This window comes from Streptomyces sp. NPDC056061 (genome assembly GCF_042266885.1).
In the GTDB taxonomy this organism is placed as follows: domain Bacteria; phylum Actinomycetota; class Actinomycetes; order Streptomycetales; family Streptomycetaceae; genus Streptomyces.
Genome location: NZ_JBHJWQ010000002.1, coordinates 231,298 through 248,442, shown reverse-complemented (window position 1 = coordinate 248,442; position 17,145 = coordinate 231,298). Strand labels below are relative to the sequence as shown.

15 protein-coding genes are annotated in these 17,145 nt (G+C 72.5%); 14 read left to right on the top strand and 1 reads right to left on the bottom strand.

Translation table 11 applies throughout. The features are described from left to right. The first annotated feature begins 185 nt into the window (after positions 1–185). The 9 genes from hrcA (at position 186) to ACFC79_RS05150 (ending at position 10,744) form a co-directional block, all read left to right on the top strand. Positions 186–1,202, top strand: a complete 1,017-nt coding sequence (hrcA, locus tag ACFC79_RS05190; protein WP_366291102.1) for a heat-inducible transcriptional repressor HrcA — start codon at positions 186–188, stop codon at positions 1,200–1,202. Beyond that, complete coding sequence (dnaJ, locus tag ACFC79_RS05185) at positions 1,203–2,342, top strand: molecular chaperone DnaJ (RefSeq protein ID WP_376235396.1); 1,140 nt, start codon at positions 1,203–1,205, stop codon at positions 2,340–2,342. A gap of 125 nt (positions 2,343–2,467) precedes the next feature. Then, entirely contained in the window at positions 2,468–3,544 is a 1,077-nt protein-coding gene (locus ACFC79_RS05180) for a nitronate monooxygenase (RefSeq protein ID WP_376235394.1), read from the top strand. Then, positions 3,541–4,287: a 16S rRNA (uracil(1498)-N(3))-methyltransferase gene (locus ACFC79_RS05175; protein ID WP_376235392.1), complete on the top strand. Its 747-nt coding sequence runs from the start codon at positions 3,541–3,543 to the stop codon at positions 4,285–4,287. The genes ACFC79_RS05180 and ACFC79_RS05175 overlap by 4 nt, the downstream gene beginning before the upstream one ends. Before the next feature lie 93 nt (positions 4,288–4,380). Beyond that, on the top strand, positions 4,381–4,914 hold the full coding sequence (locus ACFC79_RS05170) for a hypothetical protein (RefSeq protein WP_376235390.1): 534 nt from the start codon (positions 4,381–4,383) through the stop codon (positions 4,912–4,914). An 82-nt stretch (positions 4,915–4,996) separates the two neighbouring features. Beyond that, complete coding sequence (locus ACFC79_RS05165) at positions 4,997–8,221, top strand: S41 family peptidase (RefSeq protein ID WP_376235388.1); 3,225 nt, start codon at positions 4,997–4,999, stop codon at positions 8,219–8,221. Positions 8,222–8,336: 115 nt separating this feature from the next. Then, complete coding sequence (locus tag ACFC79_RS05160) at positions 8,337–8,696, top strand: histidine triad nucleotide-binding protein (RefSeq protein WP_376235385.1); 360 nt, start codon at positions 8,337–8,339, stop codon at positions 8,694–8,696. Positions 8,697–8,715: 19 nt separating this feature from the next. Continuing rightward, the gene (locus ACFC79_RS05155; RefSeq protein ID WP_376235383.1) at positions 8,716–9,627 is read left to right on the top strand and encodes a ribonuclease Z; all 912 of its coding nucleotides are present in this window, start codon (positions 8,716–8,718) and stop codon (positions 9,625–9,627) included. A gap of 121 nt (positions 9,628–9,748) precedes the next feature. Then, positions 9,749–10,744, top strand: coding sequence for an adenosine deaminase (locus ACFC79_RS05150; RefSeq protein WP_376235381.1), 996 nt, complete (start codon positions 9,749–9,751; stop codon positions 10,742–10,744). Between the two features lie 82 nt (positions 10,745–10,826). Here the strand turns inward: ACFC79_RS05150 and ACFC79_RS05145 are convergent, their stop codons facing one another. After that, positions 10,827–12,284, bottom strand: coding sequence for an MFS transporter (locus tag ACFC79_RS05145; protein ID WP_376235379.1), 1,458 nt, complete (start codon positions 12,282–12,284; stop codon positions 10,827–10,829). Between the two features lie 343 nt (positions 12,285–12,627). Here ACFC79_RS05145 and ACFC79_RS05140 point away from each other — a divergent pair, with 343 nt between their 5' ends. From ACFC79_RS05140 to ACFC79_RS05120, 5 genes are all read left to right on the top strand, one after another. After that, a complete protein-coding gene (locus ACFC79_RS05140; RefSeq protein WP_376235377.1) occupies positions 12,628–13,758 on the top strand; it encodes a carbohydrate kinase family protein in 1,131 nt (376 codons plus the stop codon). Between the two features lie 139 nt (positions 13,759–13,897). After that, positions 13,898–14,926 carry a PhoH family protein gene (locus ACFC79_RS05135; protein WP_376235375.1) on the top strand — a complete coding sequence of 343 codons (1,029 nt, stop codon included), beginning with the start codon at positions 13,898–13,900 and terminating at the stop codon, positions 14,924–14,926. 12 nt (positions 14,927–14,938) lie between these two features. Next, positions 14,939–15,436, top strand: a complete 498-nt coding sequence (gene ybeY / locus ACFC79_RS05130) for an rRNA maturation RNase YbeY (protein WP_376235374.1) — start codon at positions 14,939–14,941, stop codon at positions 15,434–15,436. Then, positions 15,433–16,725 (top strand): hemolysin family protein, encoded by a 1,293-nt coding sequence (locus ACFC79_RS05125; RefSeq protein ID WP_376235371.1) that lies wholly within the window; start codon positions 15,433–15,435, stop codon positions 16,723–16,725. The genes ybeY and ACFC79_RS05125 overlap by 4 nt, the downstream gene beginning before the upstream one ends. After that, positions 16,722–17,075, top strand: a complete 354-nt coding sequence (locus ACFC79_RS05120; protein ID WP_376235369.1) for an MmcQ/YjbR family DNA-binding protein — start codon at positions 16,722–16,724, stop codon at positions 17,073–17,075. The genes ACFC79_RS05125 and ACFC79_RS05120 overlap by 4 nt, the downstream gene beginning before the upstream one ends. The last annotated feature ends 70 nt before the right edge of the window (positions 17,076–17,145 follow it).

Genomic DNA, 17,145 nt, shown 5'->3' with positions numbered 1-17,145 from the left:
CCGCGCGGTCTCACGACGGTCCGGCCGGTTGCTCTTGCTAGGTCCCCACTCGACCGCCGTACACTGACCGGGGGATTGCTGGCACTCGCGTCGACAGAGTGCCAGGGGGATTCCCGGGAAAGAACGGGCGAGGCCCCACGCACGGCCCGAGAACCACCGCTGAACGACTACTGGAGGTGCGCGCGATGCTCAGCGAACGCAGACTCGAAGTGCTGCGCGCCATCGTCCAGGACTACGTGGGCACCGAGGAGCCCGTCGGTTCCAAGGCCCTGACCGAGCGGCACAAGCTGGGGGTGTCCCCGGCCACCGTCCGCAACGACATGGCGGTGCTGGAGGACGAGGGCTTCATCGCCCAGCCCCATACCAGCGCGGGCCGCATCCCGACGGACAAGGGCTACCGGCTCTTCGTCGACAGGCTCGCGGGCGTCAAGCCCCTCTCGTCGCCGGAACGCCGCGCCATCCACAATTTCCTCGACGGCGCGGTCGACCTCGACGACGTGGTGGGCCGCACCGTCCGGCTGCTCGCGCAGCTGACCCGGCAGGTCGCCATCGTGCAGTACCCCTCGCTGACCCGGTCGACGGTGCGGCATGTGGAACTGCTGTCGCTGGCCCCCGCCCGGCTGATGCTCGTGCTGATCACGGACACCGGCCGGGTCGAGCAGCGCATGATCGACTGTCCCGCGCCGTTCGGCGAGACCTCTCTCGCCGATCTGCGGGCCCGGCTCAACAGCCGGGTCGTCGGACGCCGTTTCACGGACGTCCCGCAACTGGTGCAGGACCTGCCGGAATCCTTCGAGAGCGAGGACCGGGGAACCGTGTCCACCGTGCTCTCCACCCTGCTCGAAACCCTCGTCGAGGAGACGGAGGAGCGGCTGATGATCGGCGGCACCTCCAACCTCACGCGCTTCGGGCACGACTTCCCCGTGATGATCCGGCCGGTGCTGGAGGCGCTGGAGGAACAGGTCGTGCTGCTGAAGCTGCTCGGCGAGGCCAAGGACTCGGGCATGACCGTACGCATCGGGCACGAGAACGCCCACGAAGGACTGAACTCCACGTCCGTCGTCGCGGTCGGCTACGGTTCGGGCGACGAGGCAGTCGCCAAACTCGGCGTGGTCGGACCGACCCGCATGGACTACCCCGGAACGATGGGAGCGGTACGCGCAGTGGCACGTTACGTCGGACAGATCCTGGCGGAGTCGTAAGTGGCCACGGACTACTACGCCGTACTCGGCGTACGCCGCGACGCATCCCAGGACGAGATCAAGAAGGCATTCCGGAGGCTCGCCCGCGAGCTCCACCCGGATGTGAATCCCGATCCGAAGACCCAGGAGCGGTTCAAGGAGATCAACGCCGCCTACGAGGTGCTGTCGGACCCGCAGAAGAAGCAGGTCTACGACCTCGGCGGCGACCCGCTGTCCGCCTCCGGCGGCGGCGGTGGCGCGGGCGGCTTCGGACAGGGCGGCTTCGGCAACTTCTCCGACATCATGGACGCCTTCTTCGGCACGTCGTCGCAGCGCGGGCCCCGCTCGCGCACCCGGCGCGGCCAGGACGCCATGATCCGGCTGGAGATCGAGCTCGCCGAGGCGGCGTTCGGCACCACCAAGGACATCCAGGTCGACACGGCCGTCGTCTGCACCACGTGCAGCGGCGAGGGCGCCGCCCCCGGCACCTCCGCCCAGACCTGTGACATGTGCCGTGGCCGCGGCGAGGTCTCGCAGGTCACCCGGTCGTTCCTCGGCCAGGTCATGACCTCGCGGCCCTGCCCGCAGTGCCAGGGCTTCGGCACGATCGTGCCGACCCCGTGCCCGGAGTGCGCCGGGGACGGCCGCATCCGCTCGCGGCGGACGCTCACCGTGAAGATCCCCGCAGGTGTCGACAACGGCACCCGCATCCAGCTCGCGGGCGAGGGCGAGGTCGGCCCCGGCGGTGGCCCGGCCGGTGACCTGTACGTGGAGATCCACGAGCTGGCGCACCCGGTGTTCCAGCGCCGCGGCGACGACCTGCACTGCACCGTCACCATTCCGATGACGGCGGGTGCCCTCGGCACCAAGGTGCCGCTGGAGACGCTCGACGGGCTGGAGGAGGTCGACATCCGGCCCGGCACCCAGTCCGGCCAGTCGGTCCCGCTGCACGGCCGCGGCATCACGCATCTGCGGGGCGGCGGACGCGGTGACCTGGTGGTGCACGTCGAGGTGATGACCCCGACGAAGCTCGACCCGGAGCAGGAGCGCCTCCTGCGGGACCTGGCCAAGATGCGCGGCGAGGAACGGCCCACCGGCCAGTTCCAGCCCGGCCAGCAGGGGCTGTTCTCGCGGTTGAAGGACGCCTTCAACGGGCGCTGACGCCCCCGCGCACGATTCCCCGTGACCGTCGGACGGGCCCGCTCGCCGGGCCCGTCCGACGGTCGGGGCGAAGCGGGCCGCAGGCCGCGCACGACGCATCGCGCCGAACGTGACACGATGCGGTCATGTCATCCGTGTTGACCGATCTCTGCCGGTATCCGATCGTGCAGGCGCCGATGGCGGGCGGTGCCTCCGGCCCGCAGCTCGCCGCCGCCGTCTCCGAGGCGGGCGGGCTGGGTTTCCTCGCCGCCGGCTACAAGACGGCGGACGGTATGTACCACGAGATCGAGCAGGCGCGCGCGCTGACCGGGCGGCCCTTCGGCGTCAACCTCTTCATGCCGCAGCCCGCCCTCGCCGACCCGAGCGCCGTCGAGGTGTACCGGCACCAGCTCGCCGGTGAGGCCGCCTGGTACGAGATCTCGCTCGGCGACCCGGACGACGGGGGCGCCGACGACGGCTACGAGGCCAAGCTCGCCATCCTGCTGGACGACCCCGTCCCGGTCGTCTCCTTCACCTTCGGCTGCCCGACCCGCGACACCCTCGACGCGCTCGCCGGTGTCGGCTCGTACACCGTCGTGACGGTGACCACGCCGGAGGAGGCGCAGGCGGCGCAGTGGGCGGGCGCCGACGCGGTGTGCGCGCAGGGGGTGGAGGCGGGCGGCCACCAGTCCACCCACCGCGACGACCCGCTGACCGACGGCACCGGCATCGGGCTGCTCTCCCTGGTGGCGCAGGTCCGTGAGACCGTGGAGCTCCCGATCGTCGCCACCGGCGGGCTGATGCGCGGCTCCCAGATCGCCGCGGTGCTCGGCGCGGGCGCGGCGGCGGCACAGCTGGGCACGGCGTTCCTGGTCTGCCCCGAGTCCGGCGCGAGCCCCCTGCACAAGCAGGCACTGACCAACCCGCTCTTCGCGGGGACCACTCTGACCCGGGCGTTCTCCGGGCGCCCCGCCCGCGGCCTGGTCAACCGCTTCGTCCGTGAGCACGGCCCGTACGCCCCCGCCGCCTACCCCCAGGTCCACCACCTGACCGCCGGGTTGCGCAAGGCCGCGGCCAAGGCCGGGGACGCCCAGGGCATGGCCCTGTGGGCGGGACAGGGGCACCGGATGGCGCGCGAGGTGTCCGCCGGCCGGCTGGTCGGCCTGCTCGCCGAGGAACTGGAAGCCGCGCGGGCGGCCATGAGCACAGGGAGCACCCAGTGACCGCACCGGTCTTCGTCGTCGAACAGGTTCCGGAGGGGCCCGAGTTCGTGCTGGAGGGGTCCGAGGGGCGGCACGCCGTCTCGGTGAAGCGGCTGCGCCCCGGCGAGGGCGTCGTGCTGACGGACGGTCATGGTCGCTGGACGCAGGGGGTGGTCGCCGCCGCCGAGGGCAAGGACCGGCTCCACCTCGCCGATCTGGCGGCCGTCCACGAGGAGCCGGAGCCCTCGCCCCGGATCACCGTCGTCCAGGCCCTGCCCAAGGGGGACCGCGGCGAGGTCGCCGTGGAGACGATGACGGAGACCGGCGTCGACGCGATCGTGCCCTGGCAGGCGTCGCGCTGCATCACCCAGTGGCGGGGCGACCGCGGCCTCAAGTCCCTCGCGAAATGGCGTGCCACCGCCCGGGAGGCGGGAAAGCAGTCGCGCCGGGTGCGCTTCCCGGAGGTCGCGGACGCACTGACCACCAAGCAGGTCGCCGCGCTGGTGGCCGCGGCCGACTTCGCCGCCGTCCTGCACGAGGAGCGGGAGCACGGCAGTGAGCCGCTGGCCACCGTCCAACTCCCCACCCAGGGCGAGATCGTGCTGGTCGTCGGCCCGGAGGGCGGGGTGTCGCCGGACGAACTCGCGGTCTTCGCCGAGGCGGGTGCCCGGACCTGTCGGCTCGGTACGAGCGTGCTACGCACCTCGACGGCCGGCACGGCGGCGACTGCCCTGCTGATGGGGCGCACCGGCCGCTGGGCATGAGCGCCCTCCCGCGCGCCGGTGTCACCCCCCATGTGGCCGCACGCCGTCCGCAGTGTCTACCGGTTGGCGGGCGAACGGTGGGAAGCTGCCCGTATGGGGACATCAAGGGCATGGAGCCCACGTGCAATCCGTCGTTTTCTGGCCGCGTCCGCGCTCACGGCGGCGGCGGTCGCGGGCGCCGTCGCCTGTGATCCGGTCGGCGGGCTGAACTCCGCATCCATCGCCGTGACCACCGACCGGACCGGCACCAGCGCCCTCCAGCGCAATGGCGTCGACGTGCGCTGGCTGAGCTGCTCGGCCGGTGTCGACGGGACCGTGGCGGTGAACGCCTCGCCCGCCGCCTCCGTGCCCCGGACCGGGCACGTCGACTGCACCGGGCGGACCGGCAGCGGCACGGACGTCACGCTCAGCGGCACGGTGACCCAGGCGCTCGACGGCCGTTGCGTGCGTGGCGACTTGACCGCGCGGGCCGGTGGCAGGGCCGTCTTCCGGACGGATGTGCTCGGCGACTGCGACGCCAGGCCGACGTTCGGGGCGGTGTACCCGCTGCGGGACAACGGCCAGGAGGGCGCCCGGCCGGCGGTCACCGTGACGGTGACGGTGCCGGGTGTGTCCTGGGGCAAGTGACCGCGGACGCGGTGTCCGGGCGGCCGACGGACTCCGGCCAACCCGGTACCGCGGAGCACCGCCGCGGCCTAGGGTGATCGGTGTGACGCAGCCTGCCTACCTCCGATATCCCCATGTCCACGGCGATCTGATCGCCTTCACCGCCGAGGACGACGTCTGGCTGGCACCGCTGGACGGCGGCCGGGCCTGGCGTGTCAGCGCCGACAACCGCCCGGTCAACCATCCGCGGATATCCCCCGACGGAACCCGGGTCGCCTGGACGTCCACCCGGGACGGGGCACCCGAGGTGCACATCGCACCGGTCGACGGCGGACCCTCCGCACGGCTCACGTACTGGGGCGACGCACGGACCTCGGTGCGCGGCTGGACGCCCGAGGGCGACGTCCTGGCCATCAGCACCCGGGGAAAGGCGTCGCTGCTGCGCAGTTGGGCCAGGGCCGTCCCGGTCGACGGCGGCCCCGCCCGCACCCTGCCGTACGGCCCGGTCGGTGCCCTCGCGCACGGGCCCGGGGGACGGGTCCTGCTGCTCTCGGCCACCATGGGGCGCGAGGCCGCCTCCTGGAAGCGCTACCGGGGCGGCACCGCGGGCAGGTTGTGGATCCAGACCGAGGAAGCGGCCGACGGACAGGCGGAGTTCGTACGGCTCCACGCGGACCTCGACGGGAACATCGAGGCACCGATGTGGGTCGGGGACCGGATCGCCTTCCTCTCCGACCACGAGGGCGTCGGCGCGGTCTACTCCTCGCTCCCCGACGGCTCCGACCTGCGTCGGCACACCGGCGTCGAAGGCTTCTACGCCCGCCACGCGACCACCGACGGCACCCGTGTCGCCTACGCCTCGGCCGGTGAACTCTGGTTGCTGGACGACCTCGAAGGGGCCGGGCCCCGCCGCCTCGACCTCCGGCTCGGAGGCCAGCGCGCCGACCTCCAGCCCCACCCGGTGCACGCCGCCGGGCACCTCGAAACGGCGTCCCCGGACCGCAGCGGACGCGGCAGCGCGGTCGCCTCGCGCGGCGCCGTCCACTGGGTCACCCACCGCGACGGCCCGGCCCGCGCGCTCGCCGCCGAACCCGGCGTGCGCGCCAGGATGCCCCGCACCTTCCAGGCCGACGGCGACCAGCACGTCGTCTGGGTCACCGACGCCGAGGGCGACGACGCCCTGGAGTGCGCCCCCGCCACCGGCACCGCGCCGGGAGCCGTGCCCCGGCGCCTCGCCGCGGGCCGCCTCGGCCGGGTACTCGGCCTCGCCGCGGCCCCCGACGGCAGCCGGTTCGCCGTCGCCGCGCACGACGGGCGGGTCCTGGTCGTCGAGCGGGAGAGCGGCGAGGTCCACGAGGTCGACAGCAGCGAGCACGGCGACGCCTCCGGCCTCGTCTTCTCCCCCGACTCGGCCTGGCTCGCCTGGTCGCACCCCGGGCCCGAACCCCTCCGGCAGCTGAAGCTCGCCCACCTCGCCGACCTGTCGGTGGCCGAGGCGACGCCGCTGCGCTTCCGGGACTTCGCCCCCGCGTTCACCACCGACGGAAAGCACCTCGCCTTCCTCTCCGAGCGCTCCTTCGACCCGGTCTACGACGCCCACGTCTTCGACCTGGCCTTCATCGGCGCCTGCCGCCCGCACCTGCTGACGCTCGCCGCCGGCACACCCTCCCCGTTCGGGCCGCAGCGGCACGGCCGACCGACCGAGAAGGAGAAGAGCGGCGAGGACGAGGACAACCCGACCGCGCTGCCCGTCACCCGCATCGACCTCGACGGCCTCGCCGACCGGATCGTGCCCATGCCGGTGGAGGCCGGCCGGTACTCCTCGCTGCGCGCCGCGAAGGACGGGCTGCTGTGGCTGTGCCACCCGGTGACCGGGGTGCTCGGCACGAGCGGCGCCACCCCGGACTCCCGCGGGCCCGAAACCAGCCTGGAGCGCTACGACCTGGACAAGCTGCGCTGCGAGGAACTCGCCTCCGACGTCAGCGGATTCTCGGTCAGCGGCGACGGGCGGCGCCTCGCCCTGCGCACCGGCGGCAAGCTGCGCGTCGTGCCGTCCGACAGCCGGGTGCCCGCGGACGACGACCACGACGGCGGCGACGGCGTCACCGTCGACCTCTCCCGGATCCGCCGCACCCTCGACCCGGCCGCCGAATGGCGCCAGATGTACGACGAGGCCGGGCGCATCATGCGGGACAACTTCTGGCGCGCCGACATGGGCGGTGTCGACTGGGACGCGGTCCTGGAGCGCTACCGCCCGGTGCTGGCGCGGGTCGCCACCCACGACGACCTGATGGACCTGCTGTGGGAGGTGCAGGGCGAGCTCGGAACCTCCCACGCCTATGTGACACCGCCCGCCTGGTGGCGGGACGAGGCCACCCGGCAGGGCCTCCTCGGGGCCGACATCTCCCGTACGGACGAGGGCGGCTGGCGCGTCGACCGGATCCTGCCGTCCGAGACCTCCGACCCGCAGGCCCGCTCGCCGCTCGCCGCCCCCGGCGTGGCGGTGCGCGTCGGGGACACGATCCTGGCCGTGGACGGATGCGCGGTCGACCCGCTGGCCGGGCCCGGACCGCTGCTCGCCGGCTCGGCTGACAAGCCCGTCGAGCTGACGGTCTCACCGGTGGACGGCGGCGACCCGCGTCACGTCGTCGTCGTGCCGATCGCCGACGAGGAGGCGCTGCGCTACCACGCGTGGGTCGCCGACCGCCGGGCGTACGTGCACGAGCACTCCGGCGGGCGTCTCGGCTACGTCCACGTCCCCGACATGGTCGGCTCCGGCTGGGCGCAGCTCCACCGCGACCTGCGCGTCGAGGTGGCCCATGAGGGGCTGGTCGTGGACGTCCGGGGAAACCGGGGCGGTCACACCTCGCAGCTGGTCGTGGAGAAGCTGGCCCGGCGCGTCATCGGCTGGGACCTGCCGCGTGGCCGACGGGCCGTCAGCTATCCGGAGGACGCGCCGCGCGGCCCGGTGGTCGCCGTCGCCAACGAGTTCTCCGGTTCGGACGGCGACATCGTGAACGCCGCGATCAAGGCGCTGCGCATCGGGCCGGTCGTGGGCACGCGGACCTGGGGCGGCGTGGTCGGCATCGACAGCCGCTACACGCTCGTCGACGGGACGGCGGTCACCCAGCCCAAGTACGCCTTCTGGCTGGAGGGCCAGGGCTGGGGCGTGGAGAACCACGGCGTCGACCCCGACGTCGAGGTCGTGATGGCACCGCAGGACCACGCGGCGGGGCGCGACCCGCAGCTGGACGAGGCGATCCGGATCGCGCTGGCGTCGCTCGCCGAGACACCGGCGAAGTGCGCGCCGCAGCGGCCGGGGGAGTAGCCCGCCCGGTCCGGCCGTCCGGGGCCGGTGCGGTGCGCCTACGTGCCGCACCGGCCCCGCACCGGCCCCGATACCATGCCCTACGCACACCACCATCGACCGAGGAGCCGACCGCATGGCGGGAGAGCCGCAGCCCGACTGCCTGTTCTGCAAGATCGTCTCGGGTGAGATCCCGGCCACCATCGTCCGGGAGACCGAGACCACCGTCGCCTTCCGGGACATAAATCCCCAGGCGCCCACGCACGTCCTGGTCATCCCGCGGCTCCACCACGCGGACGCCGCCTCGCTCGCCGCCGCCGAGCCCGCCGTCGCCGCCGATGTGCTGCGCGAGGCCGGGAACGTCGCCGCCGACGAGAAGATCACCGAAACCGGTTACCGGATCGTCCTCAACACCGGTGCCGGCGCGGGCCAGACCGTGTTCCACGCGCACGCCCACGTCCTCGGCGGCCGTGGCATGCAGTGGCCCCCGGGCTAGGAACGGGCGACCGCACACCGTGTCCGTACGCGAATTCGTGGTCCTCGGCACCGCCAGCCAGGTCCCGACCAGACACCGCAACCACAACGGCTATCTGCTGCGCTGGGACGGAGCGGGCATCCTCTTCGATCCCGGTGAGGGCACCCAGCGCCAGATGCTGCGGGCCGGTGTCGCCGCGCACGACATCGACCGGATCTGCGTCACGCACTTCCACGGCGACCACTCGCTGGGCCTGGCCGGGGTGATCCAGCGGATCAACCTCGACCAGGTCCCGCACCCGGTCACCGCGCACTACCCGGCGAGCGGCAGGCGCTTCTTCGAACGGCTGCGGTACGCGACCGCCTACCGCGAGACCGTCGAACTCGCCGAGGCCCCGGTCGCCGCCGACGGCGTGCTCGCCGTCACGGACGCGTACACGCTCAGCGGGCACCGCCTCTCGCACCCCGTCGAGTCGTACGGCTACCGGCTGGTGGAACCCGACGGCCGCCGCATGCTGCCCGCCAAGCTCGCCGAGTACGGCATCAGGGGGCCGGACGTCGGCCGGATCCAGCGGGAGGGCGCCCTCGGCGCGGTCACGCTCGACGACGTCTCCGAGCACCGGCGCGGCCAACGGTTCGCGTTCATCATGGACACCCGGCTCTGCGACGGCGTCCACGTGCTCGCCGAGGGATGCGATCTGCTGGTCATCGAGTCGACCTTCCTCGACGAGGACGAACGGCTCGCCACCGAGCACGGGCACCTGACCGCCGGGCAGGCGGCGCGGGTGGCCCGGGACGCGGGCGTGCGGCATCTCGTGCTGACCCACTTCTCCCAGCGGTACGACGACCCGTCCCTGTTCGAGGCCCAGGCCCGCGCCGCGGGATTCGAGGGCGGGCTCACCGTCGCCCGCGACCTCGACCGCATCCCGGTGCCCACCCGGCACCATCCCTGACCCTCCGGTCGCGAGCCGTGCAGCACGCGCGGAGCCTCCCGTACCGGCGAACCACATCAGCATCTGTGCGCCCACCCCGCACCGGTGAACACACCAGCACCACCCTTGTGAGCGTGAACCCGTGCACCACCTCCCCAAAGCCGAACTCCACCTCCACATCGAGGGAACCCTCGAACCCGAGCTGGCCTTCGCGCTCGCCGCGCGCAACGGCGTGCCCCTGCCCTACGCGGACACCGAGGAGCTCCGCACCGCCTACCTCTTCGACGACCTGCAGAGCTTTCTCGACCTCTACTACGCCCTGATGGCGGTGCTCCGGACCGAGCAGGACTTCGAGGAACTCGCCGACGCCTACCTCGCCCGCGCCGCTGCCCAGGGCGTCCGGCACGCGGAGATCTTCTTCGACCCGCAGGCCCACACCGCCCGCGGCGTTCCGCTCGGCACCGTCGTCGAGGGGCTCGGCCGGGCGCTGGACCGCAGCGAGGAGAAGCACGGCATCTCCACCCAGCTGATCATGTGTTTCCTTCGCGACGAGTCCGCCGAGTCGGCCCTTCGGACCCTGGAGGCCGCGAAGCCGTACCTGCACCGGATCAGTGCCGTCGGCCTCGACTCCGCGGAGGTCGGACACCCGCCGGTGAAGTTCCGCGAGGTGTACGAGGCGGCCGGGGCGCTCGGCCTGCGCAAGGTCGCCCACGCCGGCGAGGAGGGCCCGCCGGAGTACATCCGGGAGGCGCTGGACGTCCTCGGGGTCGAGCGCATCGACCACGGCCTGCGCTGCATGGAGGACCCGGACCTGGTGAAGCGGCTGGTCGCCGACCGGGTGCCGCTCACCCTCTGCCCGCTGTCCAACGTACGGCTGCGCGCCGTCGACGTCCTGGAGCGGCATCCGCTGCGGGACATGATGGCCGCCGGGCTGCTCTGCACGGTGAACTCCGACGACCCTGCCTACTTCGGCGGTTACGTCGGCGACACCTTCCACGCCGTCCACGAGGCGCTCGACCTGGACCGGGAGCAGTTGCGCACCCTGGCCCGCAACTCCTTCGAGGCCGCATTCCTCGACCACGACGAGGAGCGCAGGGCCCGCTACCTGGCCGAGGTCGAGTCCTACACGTTCGACTGATCCCGCTGCCGGGCGGCCCGGTCAGCGGCCGCCCGACGGGCTCGGGGCGCCCTCGCCCGGCGTTCCGGACGGTCCGGCGGTCCTAACGACCTGGGGAGCAAGCGGGGGCGGGCTCGCGACGCACCGCGACTCCGCCTCCCGCGTTGTCGTCGGTCGCGAGGACTCCGCCCGCCCTCCCTCCTCCGCCGTGGACGCGAAGCCCCATGATGCCGCTCGCTGCTCCACCCCCTCTTGCTCCCCAGGTGGTGAACGCATTCCGGCTCGGGCGCCTGCGGCGCAGCGCGGGCGGGTTGATCTCCGCGACCGCTTGCTCGGGCGCGCCCAGTTCGGGCACCGGGCCGGGCACCGCGCCGCTGGTGACGGCGAGCAGCGCGGCCGGTGCGCCACCCCGGCGGCGCACCGCGCCCGGCAGCAGGGGGCGGCCGCCGGTGTGCAGCGCGACGGCCGTGAACGGGGCGGCGACCAGGAGCGTCACGGCACCCAGCAGCAGGCCCATGACCGGGTATCCGGCCCGCTCGGACAGCACGCTGCCGAGCACCGGCCCGCAGGCCACCCCGACGGACGACGCCGACCCGGCGAGCACCGCCCACCGTCCGCGCACGTCCAGGGAGGCGGCAAGGCCGATGAGGTACGAGAGGACCACCGGGTAGACGGTGTTCCAGAGGATCTCGCCGGTCGCGAATGAACCGAGGTTCCCGGCCGACGAACTGAGCACGATGCTCCCCGCGATGACGACGGTGCCCACCCCGATCGGTACCGCCCGCCCGAGCCGCGCGCCCAGCACCCCGGCACCCATCACCCCGAGCAGCCCCGTGCCGAGCGCGGCGGCGAACACCGCGCCGACGGTGACCTCGGAGAGCCCCACCTGGACCGCGCCGATCCGGCTGCTGACCCCCCACAGCGCGTTCTGCGCCATGGACCAGACGAGCATGCAGCCCGCCAGCACCAGACCGGAGCGGCGGTGCGGCAGCCGGCTCGTGGCGGGAGCGGCCGTCCCGGCCCGAGCGGCCCCGCCGAGGCGTGCGGTGGCGGGCCAGACGAGCAGGGCGACCACGGCGATCGAGGCGAACGGCAGCCGGTGACCGCCGCCGAGGTGGGGGATCGTCAGGTAGAGGGCGCCCGCCGTCGCGGAGACGCTCAGCAGGCCCAGTGACGAGGTCCGGTGCGGATCCTGCCGTGCGGCGATGCCCGCCGCGGCCACCGCGGTCGCCGTGCCGGAGCCGAAGCCGCCGACCACCGCACCGGCGACGACCAGCGGCACGGAGCCCGCCAGCGCGGCGCAGCCGTATCCGGCCATGGCGAGCAGCAGTCCGATCCGCGCGGGCCTGCGCGGCCCGTACCTCTCGACCCGGCCCGCCAGCGTGAACCCGGCGGTCGCCGAACTCAGCAGCAGGGCGCTGCCCACCAGACCGGCCTGGGCCGATCCCAGTCCCAGATGGACGGAGAGCCGCCCGACGACGGTGGGGAGCAGGTAGGCGGCGAGGTAACCGGCGGTGAACACGGCGACCAGCGGCCACGCGGCGCGAGGGCGCGAGGACATGGGCGTTCCTGATCAGGGCATGCCGAAGGAAGCGGCGGAAGGCAGGGGAGGGCATTACGGGATGTACAAAGAGATACGGGGCACGGGTCGGCAAGAGGCGCCAACCGGGCTCGCGGCCCAATTTGTATCAACCGCTCCCGACCCGCCGAAAGCCGCGTTCGCGTGATCTGAGTCACTCATGCGTTTGTGTCGTGGGAAGCCGGGTAGCAGCTCACGTTTATGCAGGTCAGTGCCTCTGTGCTGGAGGCCGGGGCGAGCCGGCTGCGGGCGGCGGCGCGGACCCTCCGGATACGGGGGCGGATCGGGCAGACTGGCCGGAACCGTCACGACCGGGGAGCACAAGGTGAGCACGGACAATCCAGGTGTCGATCCGCTGGACGGGCTGCGCGCCCCGCAGGACCCGGACTGCGACGTCTTCCTCACCGGGACGGTCTTCCTCGACATCATCTTCACCGGCCTGGACCGCGCCCCGGTGCGCGGCACCGAGTCCTGGGCGCGCGGCATGGGCTCCAGCCCCGGCGGCGTCGCCAACATGGCCACCGCACTGGCCCGACTGGGACTGCACACCTCGCTCGCGGCGGCGTTCGGCGACGACCACTACGGGGAGTACTGCTGGGACGCCCTGGAACAGGGCGAGGGCATCGACCTGTCCATGTCGCACACCGTCCCCGGCTGGCACTCGCCGGTGACGGTCTCGATGGCCTACGAGGGCGAGCGCACGATGGTCTCCCACGGCCACGAGGCCCCCGGTCCGACGCACGCCCACGGAACGGCGCTCCCGCTCCCCGCCGGGGAGCCCGTGTTCCCGCGCTGCCCGCCCCGCGCCCGGGCCGCCGTCGCCTCGCTCGCCCCCGGTCGCGCCGAGCCCTGGGTCGCCACGGCGGCCCGGAACGGTGCGATGATCTTCGCCGACGTCGGCTGGGACGAGACCGGCCGCTGGGACCTGGACGCCCTCACCGACCTGGAGCACTGCCGGGCGTTCCTGCCCAACGCCGAGGAGGCGATGCGCTACACCCGTACCGACTGCCCGCGCGCCGCCGCCCACGCCCTGGCCGAGCGGGTGCCGCTCGCCGTGGTCACCCTGGGCGCGGAGGGCGCGTACGCGGTGGACGCGACGACCGGCGCGAGCGCCGAGGTCCCCGCGATCGAGGTCGAGGCGCTGGATCCGACCGGGGCCGGTGACGTCTTCGTCGCAGGATTCGTCACCGGCACCCTGGCGGACTGGCCGCTGGCCGACCGGCTGGCCTTCGCCGGGCTGACCGCGGCGCTCTCGGTGCAGGAGTTCGGCGGATCGCTGTCGGCACCGGACTGGGACGAGATCGCCGCCTGGTGGCAGCGGGTGCGGACCTTCGCCGACCAGGACCCGGCCGCGCTCCGGCGGTACGCGTTCCTGGAGGACCTGCTGCCCGCGGCGGCGCGCCCGTGGCCCCTGCGCAGGGCCGTGCCGACGATCGGCTTCCGTCACCCGGCGTGACCCCCGCCACGCCCGTTCGGACCGGGCACGAAAAAGTTCTCGGTGTTGTCGGTGCGGAGTCGTAGTCTTGGTGACCGAGGGGCTGTCGATCGGCGACAGCCTTGTAACGGGAGGTATGTGCAGGCCACAGGGCCGGCCCATGACGCAGACACCCATAGCTCAGACCCCCGCGCCCGAGCAGGCGCGAGCCCGGTTCACCGTTCCGGCCAAGCATCCGATGGTGACCGTACTCGGCTCCGGCGACGCCCTGCTGCGCGTGATCGAAAAGGCATTTCCGGCAGCCGACATCCACGTTCGGGGCAACGAGGTCAGCGCCGTCGGGGACGCGACGGAAGTCGCCCTGATTCAGCGCCTGTTCAACGAAATGATGCTGGTGCTCCGCACCGGTCAGCCGATGACGGAGGACGCAGTGGAACGCTCGATCGCCATGCTCAGGGCGAGCGAGAGCGGCGAGGGGGACGGCGAGGAGACGCCGGCCGAGGTGCTCACCCAGAACATCCTCTCCAGCCGCGGTCGCACCATCCGCCCCAAGACGCTCAACCAGAAGCGGTACGTCGACGCCATCGACAAGCACACGGTCGTGTTCGGCATCGGCCCCGCGGGCACCGGCAAGACCTACCTCGCCATGGCGAAGGCGGTCCAGGCCCTGCAGTCCAAGCAGGTCAACCGGATCATCCTGACCCGCCCCGCGGTCGAGGCGGGCGAACGCCTCGGCTTCCTGCCGGGCACGCTCTACGAGAAGATCGACCCGTACCTGCGCCCGCTCTACGACGCGCTGCACGACATGCTCGACCCCGACTCGATACCGCGGCTGATGGCGGCGGGCACGATCGAGGTCGCACCGCTGGCCTACATGCGCGGCCGGACGCTGAACGACGCCTTCATCATTCTGGACGAGGCCCAGAACACCAGCCCCGAGCAGATGAAGATGTTCCTCACCCGCCTCGGCTTCGACTCGAAGATCGTCATCACCGGTGACATCACCCAGGTCGACCTGCCGAACGGGACCAAGAGCGGTCTGCGGCAGGTCCAGGACATCCTGGAAGGCGTCGAGGACGTCCATTTCTCCCGGCTCACCTCCCACGACGTGGTCCGGCACAAGCTCGTCGGCCGTATCGTCGACGCGTACGAGAAGTACGACAACCGAGACAGCCAGCACGGGAAGTAGCCACAGCGCACCATGTCGATCGACGTCAACAACGAGTCCGGAACCGAGGTCGACGAGCGGGCGATCCTCGACATCGCCCGCTACGCGCTCGCGCGCATGCGAATCCACCCCCTCTCCGAGCTCTCGGTGATCGTGGTGGACGCCGACGCCATGGAACAACTGCACATCCAGTGGATGGACCTGCCCGGACCGACGGATGTCATGTCCTTCCCGATGGACGAGCTCCGGCCGCCGACCAAGGACGACGAGGAGCCCCCGCAGGGGCTTCTCGGCGACATCGTGCTCTGCCCGGAGGTCGCCGAGAAGCAGGGCGAGGAGGCGGAGACCCGGCACTCCATGGACGAGGAGCTCCAGCTCCTCACCGTCCACGGGGTGCTGCACCTCCTCGGTTACGACCACGAGGAACCGGACGAGAAGGCCGAGATGTTCGGCCTCCAGGCAGCGATCGTCGATGGCTGGCGCGCCGAACAGGGCCTCACCGGCCCGTCGCCCGCGCCCACGGTCTCGTGAGCGTTCCTCTCGTCCTCGGCGCCGTTCTGCTGGTCGTCGTCGGCTGGCTGGCCGCCTGTGCGGAGGCGGGCATCGCCCGCGTGTCGAGCTTCCGGGCCGCCGAGGCGGTCCGCTCCGGACGGCGCGGCAGCGAGAAGCTGGAACAGGTCGCGGCGGACCCCACCCGCTATCTCAACGTCGCCCTGCTGGTACGGGTCGCCTGCGAGATGTCGGCGGGCGTCCTCGTGACGTACGCCTGCCTCCAGGAGCTCCCGAGGACCTGGGAGGCGCTGGCCGTCGCCATGGCCGTGATGGTCCTCGTCTCCTACGTCGCCATCGGGGTCTCGCCACGCACCATCGGCCGCCAGCACCCGCTGAACACCGCCACGGCCGCGGCGTACGTGCTGCTGCCGCTGGCCAGGGTCATGGGTCCGATCCCGCAGCTGCTGATCCTCATCGGCAACGCGCTGACGCCGGGCAAGGGGTTCCGCAAGGGGCCGTTCGCCAGCGAGGCGGAACTGCGCGCGATGGTCGACCTCGCCGAGGCGGAATCGCTGATCGAGGACGAGGAGCGCCGCATGGTGCACTCCGTCTTCGAGCTCGGCGACACGCTGGTGCGCGAGGTCATGGTGCCGCGGACCGATCTGGTCTGCATCGAGCGCTACAAGACGATCCGGCAGGCGCTGACCCTGGCCCTGCGCTCCGGCTTCTCCCGCATCCCCGTCACCGGGGAGAACGAGGACGACATCGTCGGCATCGTGTATCTCAAGGACCTGGTCCGCAAGACGCACATCAACCGGGAGTCGGAGGCCGAACTCGTCTCCACGGCGATGCGGCCCGCGGCGTTCGTGCCCGACACGAAGAACGCGGGCGACCTGCTGCGCGAGATGCAGCAGGACCGCAACCACGTCGCCGTCGTCATCGACGAGTACGGCGGCACCGCGGGCATCGTCACCATCGAGGACATCCTTGAGGAGATCGTCGGCGAGATCACCGACGAGTACGACCGCGAACTCCCACCCGTCCAGGAACTGGAGAACGGCTGCTACCGGGTGACGGCCCGCCTCGACATCGGCGACCTCGGGGAGCTGTTCGGCCTCGACGAGTACGACGACGAGGACGTGGAGACGGTCGGCGGGCTGCTGGCGAAGGCGCTGGGGCGGGTGCCGATCGCCGGTGCCTCGGCCGTCGTCGACCTGCCCGACGGGCGTCGGCTCCGGTTGACCGCGGAATCCACGGCGGGCCGCCGCAACAAGATCGTCACGGTGCTGGTGGAGCCCGTGGAGCCCGAGCCGGAGGAGGCGGAGTGACTCCGCAGCAGCTGAGGGACTTCTGCCTGGAGTTCAACGCGAGCGTCGAGGAGTTCCCGTTCGGGCCGGAGGCGTCCGTCTTCAAGGTCCTCGGCAAGATGTTCGCGCTCAGCGCACTGGACGCCCGCCCGCTGACGGTGAACCTCAAGTGCGATCCGGACGACGCGGTACGGCTCAGGGAGGAGTACGAAGCGGTGGTGCCGGGCTGGCACATGAACAAGCGTCACTGGAACACGGTGACGGTGTCCGGCGTGCCGGACCGGGTGCTGCGCGAGCTGGTCGAGGACTCCTACGACCTGGTGGTGGCGGGGCTGCCGAAGTCGCAGCGGCTGAGACTGGACCGGGCGTAGCCCCGCGCCCGGCCCCCTGTCGGCCGGTGCCGGTACGGGCGGTGGCGCGAGGGCGTTCGCGCCGGGGCTC